Annotated in this window: 14 protein-coding genes; 2 read left to right on the top strand and 12 right to left on the bottom strand. The window is 35.2% G+C overall.

Features of this window, described 5'->3' with window-relative positions; genetic code table 11:
- Position 1: 1 nt before the first annotated feature.
- From secF to yajC, 3 genes are read right to left on the bottom strand one after another with little or no spacing between them, the layout of a single operon-like run.
- The gene (gene secF, locus NYG92_RS05935) at positions 2 to 973 is read right to left on the bottom strand and encodes a protein translocase subunit SecF (RefSeq protein WP_289233816.1); all 972 of its coding nucleotides are present in this window, start codon (positions 971 to 973) and stop codon (positions 2 to 4) included.
- Complete coding sequence (gene secD / locus NYG92_RS05930; RefSeq protein WP_289233815.1) at positions 973 to 2556, bottom strand: protein translocase subunit SecD; 1584 nt, start codon at positions 2554 to 2556, stop codon at positions 973 to 975. Before secD ends, secF begins: the two co-directional genes overlap by 1 nt.
- Complete coding sequence (yajC, locus tag NYG92_RS05925; protein WP_289233814.1) at positions 2549 to 2821, bottom strand: preprotein translocase subunit YajC; 273 nt, start codon at positions 2819 to 2821, stop codon at positions 2549 to 2551. Before yajC ends, secD begins: the two co-directional genes overlap by 8 nt.
- Between yajC and NYG92_RS05920 the strand changes: the two genes are divergently transcribed.
- Positions 2794 to 4125 carry an apolipoprotein N-acyltransferase gene (locus NYG92_RS05920; RefSeq protein WP_289233813.1) on the top strand — a complete coding sequence of 444 codons (1332 nt, stop codon included), beginning with the start codon at positions 2794 to 2796 and terminating at the stop codon, positions 4123 to 4125. The genes yajC and NYG92_RS05920 overlap by 28 nt on opposite strands.
- Here the strand turns inward: NYG92_RS05920 and cmoA are convergent.
- Genes cmoA through NYG92_RS05875 form a run of 9 tightly spaced genes read right to left on the bottom strand, consistent with a single transcriptional unit; the run spans position 4111 to position 12212 of the window.
- Positions 4111 to 4815: a carboxy-S-adenosyl-L-methionine synthase CmoA gene (gene cmoA / locus NYG92_RS05915; RefSeq protein WP_289233812.1), complete on the bottom strand. Its 705-nt coding sequence runs from the start codon at positions 4813 to 4815 to the stop codon at positions 4111 to 4113. The two genes, NYG92_RS05920 and cmoA, sit on opposite strands and share 15 nt — an antisense overlap.
- On the bottom strand, positions 4805 to 5650 hold the full coding sequence (locus NYG92_RS05910) for a bifunctional riboflavin kinase/FAD synthetase (protein WP_289233844.1): 846 nt from the start codon (positions 5648 to 5650) through the stop codon (positions 4805 to 4807). Before NYG92_RS05910 ends, cmoA begins: the two co-directional genes overlap by 11 nt.
- Positions 5619 to 6329 carry a 23S rRNA (cytidine-2'-O)-methyltransferase TlyA gene (gene tlyA, locus NYG92_RS05905; RefSeq protein ID WP_289233811.1) on the bottom strand — a complete coding sequence of 237 codons (711 nt, stop codon included), beginning with the start codon at positions 6327 to 6329 and terminating at the stop codon, positions 5619 to 5621. The genes NYG92_RS05910 and tlyA overlap by 32 nt, the downstream gene beginning before the upstream one ends.
- The gene (gene ligA / locus NYG92_RS05900) at positions 6326 to 8263 is read right to left on the bottom strand and encodes an NAD-dependent DNA ligase LigA (RefSeq protein WP_289233810.1); all 1938 of its coding nucleotides are present in this window, start codon (positions 8261 to 8263) and stop codon (positions 6326 to 6328) included. Before ligA ends, tlyA begins: the two co-directional genes overlap by 4 nt.
- On the bottom strand, positions 8260 to 9399 hold the full coding sequence (gene folP, locus NYG92_RS05895; RefSeq protein ID WP_289233809.1) for a dihydropteroate synthase: 1140 nt from the start codon (positions 9397 to 9399) through the stop codon (positions 8260 to 8262). The genes ligA and folP overlap by 4 nt, the downstream gene beginning before the upstream one ends.
- Positions 9396 to 10007, bottom strand: a complete 612-nt coding sequence (locus NYG92_RS05890) for a DNA polymerase III subunit delta' (RefSeq protein ID WP_289233808.1) — start codon at positions 10005 to 10007, stop codon at positions 9396 to 9398. The genes folP and NYG92_RS05890 overlap by 4 nt, the downstream gene beginning before the upstream one ends.
- A complete protein-coding gene (locus tag NYG92_RS05885; RefSeq protein ID WP_289233807.1) occupies positions 10007 to 10543 on the bottom strand; it encodes a HobA family DNA replication regulator in 537 nt (178 codons plus the stop codon). Before NYG92_RS05885 ends, NYG92_RS05890 begins: the two co-directional genes overlap by 1 nt.
- Positions 10540 to 11742, bottom strand: coding sequence for an aspartate kinase (locus tag NYG92_RS05880; protein WP_289233806.1), 1203 nt, complete (start codon positions 11740 to 11742; stop codon positions 10540 to 10542). Before NYG92_RS05880 ends, NYG92_RS05885 begins: the two co-directional genes overlap by 4 nt.
- A complete protein-coding gene (locus tag NYG92_RS05875; protein ID WP_289233805.1) occupies positions 11742 to 12212 on the bottom strand; it encodes an RNA pyrophosphohydrolase in 471 nt (156 codons plus the stop codon). The genes NYG92_RS05880 and NYG92_RS05875 overlap by 1 nt, the downstream gene beginning before the upstream one ends.
- Before the next feature lie 77 nt (positions 12213 to 12289).
- On the opposite strand from NYG92_RS05875, the gene hemW reads away from it, so the two are divergent.
- The gene (hemW, locus tag NYG92_RS05870; RefSeq protein ID WP_289233804.1) at positions 12290 to 13351 is read left to right on the top strand and encodes a radical SAM family heme chaperone HemW; all 1062 of its coding nucleotides are present in this window, start codon (positions 12290 to 12292) and stop codon (positions 13349 to 13351) included.
- Positions 13352 to 13732: the final 381 nt, after the last annotated feature.

The following is a 13732-nucleotide window of genomic DNA, read 5'->3' as shown; positions in this document are numbered from 1 at the left end:
CTTAAATCGTCCCTTTTTCATACATAGCACGGTTTTTTTCTTTTTCCTGCTTTCTTTTAAGTTTTTCTAATTCTTTCATTTTAAAATGCTCTACGCTAAATTTAAACCACATCAAAGTAGGACTTGCCACAAAAACAGAGCTAAAAGTCCCAGCCACTAAGCCCACAAGCAAGGCTAAAGAAAAGCCCTCTATCATCGACCCACCAAAGAAATATAAAATCACAACCGTAGCTATGGTAAGTCCAGAAGTTAAAATGGTGCGTGAAAGCGTAGCCGAAACACTTTCATTAATAATAGGCGCAAGCTCATTTTTCTTACTTGTTTTAATGCCATCTCTAATGCGGTCAAAAATGATAATAGTATCATTAAGCGAGTAACCAAGCACAGTTAAAATCGCAGCAAGCGTGTCTAAATTCACATCGATTTTAAATAAACAAATCGCCCCAAGCGTAATTACAACATCGTGTATCTCGCTAATAATCGCCGCAATGGCAAAACGCCACTCAAAACGAAAAGCGATATAAATAAGTATCGCAATAAGAGAAATGGCAATCGCCATTAAGCCCTTATTTCTAAGCTCATCGCCCACCTTAGGACCCACCACATCAACGCGTCTTAATTCAAATTTTCCCGTATTTTTTAATAAAGAAGAGATATAAGCACCCATATCATCGCCTAAGTTTTCATTACTTCCTAAAAATCTTATAGTAATTTCTTCCGCACTACCAAATTCCGTAACGCTTAGATTTTGAAACTGATTGCTTTGACTTAAAATTTCTCTAATTTGAGGGATAGGAGCGGCATTTTCATAACGAAGCTGCACCAAAGTCCCTCCACTAAAATCAATGCCAAATTGCAAACCCCTTTCAAAAAGCAAATAAATTGAACCAAAAAATAAAATAAAAGAAAGAGAAATCGCCGCAAAACGCATTTTCATAAAATCATAAATCTTTTTTTCACTAAAAAATTGCATTAAATTTTCCTTTTGTAGCCAAACCAAAATCTTGTATTATTGCTTTTTTCAATTTTATGCATAAAATAATCAAACATTCCGTGCGTTCCCCAAATCGCCGTTATCATACTCACAACAATACCTATACCAAGCGTTACAGCAAAGCCCTTCACCGCACCTGTGCCATAAGCATAAAGTGCAATAGAAGTTACTAAAGAAGTGATATTCGCATCAATAATCGCACTCATAGCATTTTTATAACCTTGCTCTACACTAGCACGGATTTTTACCCCATCGCGTAAAAGCTCTCTAATGCGTTCATTAATAATCACATTAGCATCCACAGCCATACCCACAGTTAGCACAAGTCCAGCCATACCGGGCAGGGTTAAAGTCGCTCCAAACATCGCCATTACAGCCACGACAACAAGAACATTTACAAGCATAGCAATGTTTGCAAACACCCCTGCCACACCATAATAAAGCATCATAAAAACGATGATAAACACGGAAGCACCGATGAGAGCTATCATACTCATTTTAATACTATCAGCCCCTAAAGATGGACCTATACTTCTTTGCTCCAAAAGTTTCACAGGAGCTAGCAAAGCCCCACTTCTTAAAGCCACAGCCACATCGCGAGCTTCTTCTTGAGTAAAAGCACCACTTATTTGCCCACTACCCCCACCTATGCGTTCATTAATGGACGGAGCGGAATAGACCTTATTATCAAGCACTATGGCAAGGCGTTTGCCGACATTTGCCCCCGTATAGTCTGCAAATTTCTTAGCACCCTCGCTATTTAAAGTGAAATTTATCACAGGATAGGTGCTAGTATCACTAAAACCCACCCTAGCGTCTGTTAGCATAGAGCCGTCTAAAATAGGGATATTTTTAAGGGTGTATTTAAGATTTTCATTACGCGAATCGCTCATCACAACAAGCCCGTAACTAGCGGCTTCTGCTTCACTCATCGCGGAAGCTTTAGACATTTTAGACTCATCAACCTCCATTAATTGCAAATGTGCAGCTTTTGTAATCCTCTCCTTAGCCCTAAGCTCATCTTCTTTAGTCTTAATCCCAGCTAACTCAACGAGAATTTTATCCTCCCCTTGCTTTGCTACGGTAGGCTCAGCCAAGCCAAATTCATCAAGGCGGTTTCTAATCGTCTCAACAGCTTGCAAAAGAGCGAAATTTTCGATATTTTTAAGCTCTTCTTGCGTAAAAGACACCGCAAAATGCAAATTGTCTTTTTGGACATTTAAACCCTTGATTTCATCAAGTAAGGCTTGCATTTTTGTCATATCGCCCTCATCTAAGAGGCTAAATTCCAAGCCTTCATCTTTGACGATGAGCTGGTCTATGAGTATGTTTTCTTTATTAATAGAATAATGAAGCGAAGAGGCGACTGATTTCATTTTAGATTTTACCGCCTCTTTATTATCCACACCTAAAAGCATATAAAGTCCGCCTTGCAAATCAAGACCTAAATTGATCTTTGCTCCACGCTCAGACTGCAAAAAAGACGGCAGCGAAAACGCTATACCAAAAATAAAAACCGCGATAAAAACAATTAAACGATAGGTGATTTTCACATTACGCATCAATTTTCTTTGCTACAAATTCTCGTGAAATTTTTGCTGTAATGTTTTCTTCATTAAGCTTAACTTTGATAAAATCCTCCTCGGGTTTTATCACCTCGCAAATTAGTCCTCCATTAGTGATGATTTTATCGCCTTTTTGTAGAGACTCAAGCATTTGCTTATGTGCTTTTGCTTGTTTTTGCTGTGGTCTTATTACCAAAAAATAAAAAATCGCAAAAAGAACGATTAGAGGTAATAATGGAGTTAAGATTGAATTTTCTGCCATATTTTTTTCCTTTTTCTAAAAAATTTGACCCTAATTCTACCATTTTTAAAATAATAAAAACTTTTTTTTGTGCTTTTTTACTCTCAAATCCTATCTATTTTTCCTTTTTTGAAAATATCTTTTTAGAAACTTTAAGTCCATTTTTAGCTATTTGGGGGCTTATTTTACTTTTACGAACAAAAAGTGCAAAGGGCTATTTTTGGACAGGTTTTTTGATGGGGCTTTTTTGGTTTTGGTGGGTAGGACTTTCGGCGATTTATTTTAATTTAAATTATTTGGTGCCTGTGATTGCTCTTATAATGGGGCTTGTTTATGGGGTGCTTTTTAGAATTTGTTTTCTTTTTAAATTTGATTTTTTAAGACTTTGTGCGATTTTTTCCCTTTGTTTTATCCATCCGCTTGGTTTTGACTGGCTTGAGTGGGGAATTTATACAACTTATGGCTTTTTTGATAGCTCTTTGCGTGGGATTATTTGTTTATTTTTAATTGCTTATTTTATTTATGAGGGTTATATTTCAAGGTATTATAAAATAGCCATTGTGTTAATTTTATTTTTTACAGGTTTTCACTACGAGGAAAAAACGGCTACAACTTTACCTTTTTCTTACAAACTTATTAACACAAACATTTCTCAAGATCAAAAATTTCTACAAGAAAAGCTTATTTTAAATTCCAACACTCTCTTAAGTGAAATTTCTCGTGCCATTTTGGAAAAAAAAGAATTAGTTATCCTACCAGAAACAGCCTTTGCATTTAATCTTCAAGGCACAAAATACGAAGAATTTTTAAAAGAACTCTCTCATAAAATCATCATCATAACAGGGGCTTTTTACACTAAAGATGAAAAAACTTACAACAGCACTTATGTCTTTAGGCAAGGCAAAAGCTATGTTTTCAACAAGCATTTTCTCGTGCCTTTTGGCGAAGAAATCCCATTTTTTAAAAATTTCGTAAAAAAATACTTTTTACCTAACATAGAAGAATTTTCAAGAGGTCCCGTGCAAAGTCAATATAAGCTTAACGATGTCTTAATCACAAATGCCATTTGTTACGAAGCGACCAAAGAGCAAAATTATAAAAACTCAAAAATCATCATCGCTCTTTCAAACAATGCTTGGTTTAAGCACTCAAGCGAATATAAACTTCAAAAACTTTTAATGCAATTTTACGCCAACAAATACGGCGTAAGCGTTTATCACGCGACAAATGACAAGGAAAATGCGGTGATTTTACCTAAGAAAAGGCTGGATTTAAGGTGGCTTGAGGAAATTAAAGGCTGGAATAAAAGCTTATTTGAAAGCTAAAAAAGTCTCAAAATTCGCCCATTTAAAGATACTTTGCGCCCTTTTAAAGCCCACCTTTTCAAGTAGAGCTATATTTTCTTTTTCTGTGTAAGGCACAAGCACATTTTCCAAAGCCTCCCTTTTTGCCGCGATTTCAAAAAGAGAATAACCCTGCGTTTGCTTATACTCTGCATAAATTTCTATCATATTTTTAGCTAAAAATGGCTCTTCGTAAAGGATTTTCTCACTCATTAAAAACACGCCATTTTCTTTTAAATTCGCATAAATTTGACGCAACAAATCCTCTCTTTTAGGCGGTCTAATAAATTGTAATGTGTAATTTGCCACAAAGGCATCATTTTCCTCAAATTCCCACAAATCCAAACTTTGCTCGTAAAATCTTATCGCCGCCCCAAAAGCCTTAGCCTTATGCCTAGCAAGCTCTATCATAGCCTTAGAATTATCTACGCCACTTAGCTCTACATCTTTTCTTAACTCAAAAAATTTCAGTAAAAAATTCGCACTCGAACAGCCCAAATCACAAAGCCTCGCCTCTTTTTTTAAAAATTTGCTTAAAATTTTTACACCAAGCTCCAAATTTTCCTTATAAAAAGGCACAGAACGCTCTATCATATCGTCAAAAACGCTCGCCACACTTGCATCAAATTCAAATTGCTTTTTAGGATTTTGCTTAAAAAGTTCATCTTTCATTGCCTAAAATTTCCTTTGCTTGCTCTATATCTTGTTTAATTTTTTCTTTTAAAGCTTTTAAATCGCTAAATTTCTCATTTTCTCTTAAAAATTCTACAAAAAAAAGCTCCACTTCCTCGCCTACTCGCACTTCTTTTTGAAATTCCTCTATAATATGCGTTTCTATACTAAAGGCTAAATCTGTGCTTCTCACACCCAAAAAACTCACGCTTTTGAAGCATTTTTGCCCTATCTTTATCATACTTGCATACACGCCATTTTTGGGTAAAAAATAATCTAAATTTTCTAAATTAAGCGTAGCAAAAAGCTCTTTTTTACCAAGTCCTTGACCCCTAATAACCCTTGCTTTAATGTTATATTTGCGTCCTAAAAAACGCTCAGCTTTTTTCACCTCACCTCTCGCTAAAAAATCCTTAATCAAACTCGCATGCACACTCAAACCATCAAGTTTAAATTCTGGCACAATACTTGTTTTAATCCCACTTAATCTTTCTATATCAAAAGCTTTAGCTTCTTTATTATGCCCAAAAACAAAGTCATAACCCACCACAATATGTTCTAAAAATTTAAATTCTTGCCTTAATAAATGTAAAAAATCTTGCGCTTTTAAATGGCGTATCTTCTCAAATTCAAGTGTAAAAATAGCCCTTTTGCTTAATTCTTGCTTTTGTTTAAAATCGCTTAAAATTTCGCCTTTAAATTTATTAATGACAAGCAAAGCTCCATTTAAATCTAATCTTTTAATAAGTTCTAAATGCCCCAAATGAATCCCATCAAAACAGCCTATGGCAAGGGTTTTGACCTCATTTTTTTCTAAAATAGTAAAAAAACTCATCATTACCCTCCTTTCCCTTAAGGCTTGAAATTTCGCATTTTTCCAAAAGCCAAGCATAAGAAAAACAAGCTTTTTCAAAATTTATCCTTGCTCTTTTCACACTTTTTTCATCTTTTAAAACACCTTTTTTGTCGCGTTTTGCTTCCTTTCCTACTTCAAATTGTGGTTTAAAAAGCAAGATAATATCCCTCTTAGCCAAGCTATCGATATAAGAGAGTAAATTTAAAAGCGAGATAAAGCTCACATCACAAGTGATTAAATCAAATTTTTCCTCGCTCTTAAATTCCCTTAAATCCACACCCTCAAGGCTTTTAACTCTCGCATCGTGCCTTAAGCTTTGATGAAGCTGATTATTACCTACATCAAGTGCTACGATATTTTTAACTCCCTTTTCTAATAAAACTTGCACAAAGCCTCCCGTGCTAGAGCCTATATCAAGGCAATTTAAGCCCTCAAGTCCTAAAGATAATTGTGCCAAAAAGCCCTTAAGCTTTAGTGCTGCACGACTGACATAAATTTCGCTCAAAAGCTCTAAATTTAGCTCCCCATTTGTCTCATCAAGCTCAAAAGAAGGTTTTAAAAAATTTCCATTTAAAGTGATTTTTTTATTTTCTATTAATTCAAGTGCCTTATTTCTACTGATTTTAAGGCGTTTTGCGACAAAAATATCATATCTCATATCTTAGCCAAAGCATTGAATTCAAACTCATCAACACATTTTACGCCAAGCTCTTTAGCCTTTTTAAGCTTTGAGCCTGCCTCCTCGCCAAAAAGCACAAAATCCGTTTTTTTTGACACAGAGGAGCTTACCTTGCCTCCAAGCCTTTCTATAAGTGCTTTAAATTCGTCTCTAGGGCGTGAAAGTGTGCCTGTGATAACAAAGGTTTTTTCATAAAATGGGCTTTGTGTAGATATTTCTTGCTTTTCATTTTCTAAATTTAAAAGCTTATAAAAAGCTTCGATTCTAGCTTGATTAACCCTTGTAAATTCTACCAAGCTTAAAGCCATTTGTTCGCCAAAACCCTCCAAATTTTTATACTCTTCAAAACTTTTTTTGTGCCACTCTTTATCAAAACTTAAAGCTAATTTTTTCGCCGCTACCTCGCCTATATGCTCAATGCCAAGTGCGGTAATGAAGCGATAAAGAGGACAGATTTTCGCACTTTCTATGGCATTTAAAAGTTTAGTGATTTTCTTTTCTTTAAAGCCCTCAAGTCCCTCAAAATCTTGAAATTTAAGGCGAAAGATACTCTCAATGGAAGTGATTTTTTGCTTTTCATATAAAAGCTCTACGATGCTCTCTCCAAGTCCGTCTATATTAAGACATTTTTTAGAGACAAAATAAATAATGGAATTGACAAGCCTCGCTTTACAATCTAAATTTTGACACTTAATCAAAGCCCCCTCATCTAAAAGCTCACTTTCGCACACTGGACAAAGCTTAGGGCGTTCTATTTTAAGGGCGTTTTCCCCCCTTCTATCTTTAAAAACCTTAGTGATTTTAGGGATCACATCGCCACTTCTTATAACGCTTACAAAGTCATTAAGACGCAAATTAAGCCTTTCTATCTCGTCAAAATTATGCAAGGAGGCTGATTTCACCATGACCCCGTCTAAATTCACAGGCTCTAAAACTGCCACAGGAGTTACCACCCCGCTACGCCCCACTTGTAAGCTCACTCCCACTAAACGCGTGCTTTTTTCAAGAGCTGGAAATTTAAAAGCTGCCATAAATTTAGGATATTTTATCGTGTAGCCAAGCTCCTTGCAAAGTGCTATATCATCGACTCTTACAACCATACCATCCATCATCATAGGCTTTAAATCTCTTAAAGATAAAAGCTCCTTATAATGCGTCAAAACCTCATCTAAGTTTTTACAAACTCTTACAAATTCATCTTTTAAAAAGCCAAGTTCTCTTACAAAGTGCATTAGCTCACTATGTGTTTCAAAATGAAGCGAATTTTCCCCCACACCCCAAGGATAAAATTTCAAATTTCTTTCCTTAGTAATGCCTGTATCAAGCTGTCTCAAACTCCCACTTGCAGCATTTCTAGGATTTGCGAAAAGATTTAAGCCCTCTTTAGCCCTTTTTTCATTTAGCTTTTCAAAATCTTCCTTTAAAATCACCACTTCCCCGCGAATTTCGATTTTGCCTTTATAAGGGATATTTTGAGGGATACTTTCTATCTCTTTCACATTAAGGCTGACATCCTCGCCTACCTCGCCATCCCCTCTAGTCGCAGCACTGACTAAAGTCCCATTTTCATAAAGCAAATTTAAACTCGCCCCATCAAATTTAGGCTCGATGAAAAAGCCATCTTCGCACTTAGCCCTTTTCGCCCACGCCCTAAGCTCCTCTTCATCAAACACATCCTCCATAGACCACATTTTGCTTAAATGCCTACTTTTTTTAAATTTACTTTGTATGGTGGGGGCGATTTTTTGTGTGGGGGAGTCTTTTGAAATTAATTTTGGATTTTGCTCCTCAAAGGCTCTTATTTCTCTTATTAAAAGGTCATATTCCTCATCACTAGCTAAAGGCTCATCTTCTTCATAATAAGCCCTCATCCATAAATTTGCCAACGCAACTTTTTTTAAATACTCACTCACAGCACCACCTCCTCGTAAGCCTTTTGAAGTGCAAAAAGCTGCTTATGCTCGTATAAATCGTGCGTTCTAATAATGCTAGCACCATTTTCATAAGCCCTTAAATGCAAAAATAAACTTCCAGCCAAACGCTGCTGCACCTCGCTCTTAAAGTAAAAATTAATCGTGCCTTTACGACTTGCACCCACAAGCAAAGGTTTGTTAAATTGTAAAAAATGCTCCAAATTTTTGAGTAAAATCATATTATGCTTTGCACTTTTTCCAAAACCAAAACCTATATCCAAAATGCTTTTTTTCACTCCATAATGCTCTAAAATTTCAAGCTTAGTTGCAAAAAATCGCTCAATTTCTAAAATCACATTATCATAATTTGGATTTTCTTGCATATTGTGCGGTTCGTTTTGCATATGCATAAGACAATAATACGCATTGTAATTTTTCGCTAATTTTGCCAAATTTTCATTTTTAAGTCCCATAATGTCATTAATCATTCTAAAGCCCTTATTTAAGGCATATTCAAGGCAGTATTCATCAAAGCTATCTAAACTAAAAATACTCTTTGTGTGATAATTTTTCGCATAAATTAAATCAAGGCAATTTTTAAGACGCGAAAATTCCTCTTCTCTACCGCAATAAAAACTCCCAGGTCTTGAGCTTACCGCACCTATATCGATAAATTCAGGCTCTAAATCCAAAAGCTCGTTTAATCTTGCCTCAAAATCCTCTTCCCTAACGCGACTCTTAGGATTAAAACTATCTTCGTTAATATTTAAAATCGCCATTAATTTCACACTTTTGGGCTTTATAAATTCTTTTTGCAAAAAACTTGCCAAGCTTTTTAGCTTAAAATCTTGCTTCTTTTCCTTGTCTATCAAACTTAAAATTTGCTTCTTTGAGGCAATTAAAAGAGCGTTAGAGCTTTTATGTTTTGTGATGACCTCCTCATCACTCACTAACTCAGCTCCAATGCTAAGAGCATCTTGCTTTAAAATATTTGCTGCAGGGGATGAAATATTTTCTATAAAAATAAAATGCAAATGTGCCTTTTCCTGCATAATCTTACGCCCCATTTTATGTGGCTTAATTAAATCACAAAGTAAATTAAAATCACTATTTGCGTTAAGTTTTATAAAGTTCATTTTGGCTTCTTTTCGTATAAATTTAATAAAAGCGTGGCAAGTAAAATTTGTGCTTTTGAATTTAATTTTGAAAGCTCATAAGTCTCATAAAAAAACTCAAGCTCCTCCTCACTAAAATCCTTTACTTTAAGACTTTCTCGGCTCAGTTTTATAATCAACTCACCCAAAGTATTTTTGTCCAAATTTTCGTTTTCTTTCAAAAATTCATAAATCATTTTTAAATCAAGCTTCTCAAGCTCTAAATCTAATTTCATCTCCACCTTTTGTTTTTTTCTTTTTTCGCAAATTAGGCGTGATTTAATGGTGGGCAAAAGCAAATTTTTGGAGGGGACGACGATTAAAAATTTAATATTTTTAGGCGGTTCTTCAAGAAGTTTAAGTAAGAAATTTTGTGCTTCGTGACGGAAAGAATGTGCCATTAAAACAATGATTTTTTCACTACTTTCTGCAATATAGCTTTCTTTTTCCACCGCTCTTGCATCTTCTAATAAAAATTCATTTGGCACATTTTTAGGGATAAATCTTAAAGTATTAATGCCAAATTCGGCGATCAATTCCTCCCTCACGCCCTCAAAATCATCGCTAATTAAAATTTTGCTAATAAACATTAAAGGCTAACTTTAGAAAACAAAATCGCATCTAAGCTCTTGTCAAAAAGCTTATAAAGACTGATAAGCTTAAAATCCAAATCTTTATCGTTAGAATCTAAATAAAAGCTATTTTGTAATTGCTCATCAAAAAGCCACAAAAGGCTATCATTTTTAGACCTTGCGATAAGAGACCTTTTATCCCTTGCCGTGCCGATGTAAAAATAAACAAAGCCATTTGGAAAGGCGATTTCTAACATATCGTTGAGTAAGATAATATCTTCGTTATTTTGAATTTTACGCTCAAATAAAAAAGACTTAAGCGAAAAAAAAGGAAGCAACGGACGAGCCGAATTTGCATTGATATGCTGAAGAAAATAATTCTCATACCAGCTTCTTGCCTCATCGCAAATTAAAATAAAAGCCCTACCCTCCAACAAATATTTAAGTCTTGAAGCGACCAAAGGCGACCACTCCAAACGGCGACTCTCCATCCACGCCATAGAAGCACCGCCGTTTCGTATATTTTCTAAACTCCAGCTTAAAAAATCACTCATTTATCAAGCCCATAAACCTCATGCAAAGCACGAACGGCTAATTCTCCATATTTTTCATGCACTATCATTGAAATTTTAATCTCACTTGTAGAAATCATACCTATATTAATCCCCTCATTTGCTAAAGCCTTAAACGCCGTAGAAGCCACGCCAGAGTGCGACTTCATACCCACACCCACGACAGAAACTTTAACCACAGCATTATCGCTTTCTAGTAAAACCTTATCGCCCAATATCTCTTTCATCGTATTTTTAGCTAACTCAAGCTCATTTTCAGGCACGGTAAAGCCCAAATTTGTCGCACCATTTGTGCCGACATTTTGGATAATCATATCAACATTAATGTTTGCTCTAGCAAGACTTGAAAAAATCTCAGCCGCAATGCCCGGTTTATCCTCGATATTTCTTAAAGTGATTCTTGCTTGATTTTTATCTAGTGCTATGCCACTAACTAAAGCTTGTTCCATTCCATCTTCTTTTGTTATCATTGTTCCCTCATTATTATTAAAACTACTTCTTGTAACTAAATTGACATTTAATTTTTTAGCAAGCTCAACAGAGCGATTTTGCAAGACCTTCGCACCCAAACTTGCAAGCTCTAACATCTCTTCATACGAAATTTTATCAAGCTTCTTAGCCTTAGGTTCGATACGCGGGTCCGTTGTATAAACCCCATCAACATCGGTATAAATTTCACATAAATCCGCATCCAAAGCCCCAGCCACAGCCACAGCACTTAAGTCGCTTCCTCCACGCCCCAAAGTCGTTACATTTCCCTCTTCATCTACGCCTTGAAAGCCTGCGATGATGACGATTTTACCCTCTTTCAAAGCTACCTTTATAGCACTTGTATCAATGTGCTTAATTCTAGCCTTAGTAAAAACGCTATTTGTGATAATACCCGCCTTTCTACCAGAAAAAGACACAGCCTTATAGCCTAATTCATTTAAAGCTATGGATAAAAGTGCTGAAGTTACCCTTTCTCCACTACTTAAAAGCATATCCATATCCGCACCATTGGGATTTTTGCTAAAATGCTCGGCTTGTTCAATGAGGCTATTTGTAACCCCACTCATCGCAGAAACAACCACCACAAGCTCATTTCCAGCCTTTACGCTCTCTATTACGCGTCTAGCCACAGCCCTAATGCGCTCTAAATCCCCAACGCTCGTTCCGCCATATTTTTGAACTATTAGCATTAGATATAACCTTTCTCCTCAAAATATTTAATCACCTTCACATAAATCCCTTTTTTAAAATGATTAACCAGCTCAAAAAGCTCCTTTTTACTCACAAAACGATAATCATCAAATTCAGGGTGCTTGGTATTTAAATCAATCTTAGCATTGGGCTTTAAACGCACTAAAAAATATTTTTGAATTTGCCCATCATAAGGATACATTTTAGAAACAACCTTACTAGGAAAGTCGTAACTTAGCCACTTAGGATACTCTGCTATAAGCTCAAGCTCCCTCGTGCCTATCTCCTCTTTAAGCTCCCTAAATAAAGCCTCTTTTGCGTTCTCACCCTCATCAATGCCACCTTGCGGAAATTGCCAAATATCCTCCATATCACTTCTTTTTCCCACAAAAAGCCTACACTCAAAAGGATAAGCACTAGAAAGGACAATTGCAGCGACATTAGGACGATATTTTTTAGTTTTTTGCACACACTTTCCTTAAAAAACCAAATTTTAACAAAAAATAAATTACAATTAGAAAATGAAAATTAAATTTAAAGGTTTTAATGCATTTTTATATTCATATTCCTTTTTGCGAAAGTAAATGTCATTATTGTTCTTTTACCTCTTTAAAGAAAAAAGATTATGAAGAAGCGTATTTTAACGCTTTGCTAAAGGATTTGAACTATCAAATTTCTTATTTTAAATTAGCTAAAAATTCTATCAAAACGCTTTTTATAGGGGGAGGAACGCCAAGCGTTGTGGAGGCAAAATATTATGAAAAGCTTTTTCAAATCCTAACGCCTTTTTTGAAAGAAAAAGCCGAAATCAGCTGTGAGGCAAACCCAAATTCAAGCAATTTTAACTGGCTTAAAGCTATGAAAGAGCTAGGCATTAACCGCCTTTCTTTTGGTGCGCAAAGTTTTAATGAAACAAAACTCAAATTTTTAGGACGCTCCCACTCTCAAAAAGCTATTCTAAAAAGCCTCGAAAGCGCACAAAAAGCAGGGTTTAATAATGTAAATTTAGATTTGATTTATGATACCAAACTAGACACCAAAAAAATGCTTGAATTTGAACTTTTTTATTTGGAAAAAATCAAAATTTTTATCAATCATCTTAGCGCTTATCATCTCAGTATAGAAGAAAATACGGCGTTTTCTAAGCTTTTTCACTATAAAAAAAATGCACCAAATTTAATGCGTTTTTTCATAAAAGGCATTGAAAATTTAGGCTTTAAACAATATGAAATTAGCAATTTTTCTAAAAATAAACCCTGCCGCCACAATCTTTCTTACTGGCAAGGTAAAAACTATCTTGCCGCCGGACTTAGCGGAGTGGGATTTTATGAAAATCAAAGATTTTACACGCATCAAAATTTGCAAGCTTACATCAAAGAGCCTTGCTTTAGAAAAATAGAAAAGCTTAGTTTCAATGATTTAAATTTAGAACGGCTATTTTTAGGGCTTAGAAGCGTTGTAGGTGTGAAAGAAAAAGATTTAAGCCCCGCTCAAAAAGCAAGAGCAAATTTACTTTTAAAAGCGAAAAAACTTCAATTTGAAAAGGGGAGGTATTTTAATACAAATTTTCTCTTAAGCGATGAATTAGCCCTTTTTATCAGCTCTTAATGTTTGTAACTTGCTTTCCAGCCTTTAGCTTTTGCTTGATTATCAAACCAAGCTCCACCATTACCTATGTTTGCCATTTAGCTCCTGTTTCCATTGCGTATATACTCGCATCAAGCCGGCCTTCTTGTGTTTTCCTGTCATTTTTAGTCTCCCACAAACCCAAATAGCACATTAAAAACGATAGCTTAAGCCTAAAATGATAAGAACTTTTACTCCATTTACCCCTTTAAAACTCCCATTTTTCCATATTTTACAAAAAAAAAAAAACGATTTTTCAAATTTCTCTTTACTTTTCATTATTTTTTCTTTATAATTACGATTATTTTCATCTTATTTAGAAAGGATTTAGTTATGAAAAAACATTTTATTCTTGCGGGGGGG

The sequence above is a fragment of the Campylobacter felis genome (genome assembly GCF_030250085.1).
In the GTDB taxonomy this organism is placed as follows: domain Bacteria; phylum Campylobacterota; class Campylobacteria; order Campylobacterales; family Campylobacteraceae; genus Campylobacter_D; species Campylobacter_D upsaliensis.
Note: the sequence above shows the minus strand (reverse complement) of the source record. Positions and strands in the feature narration are given on the sequence as shown.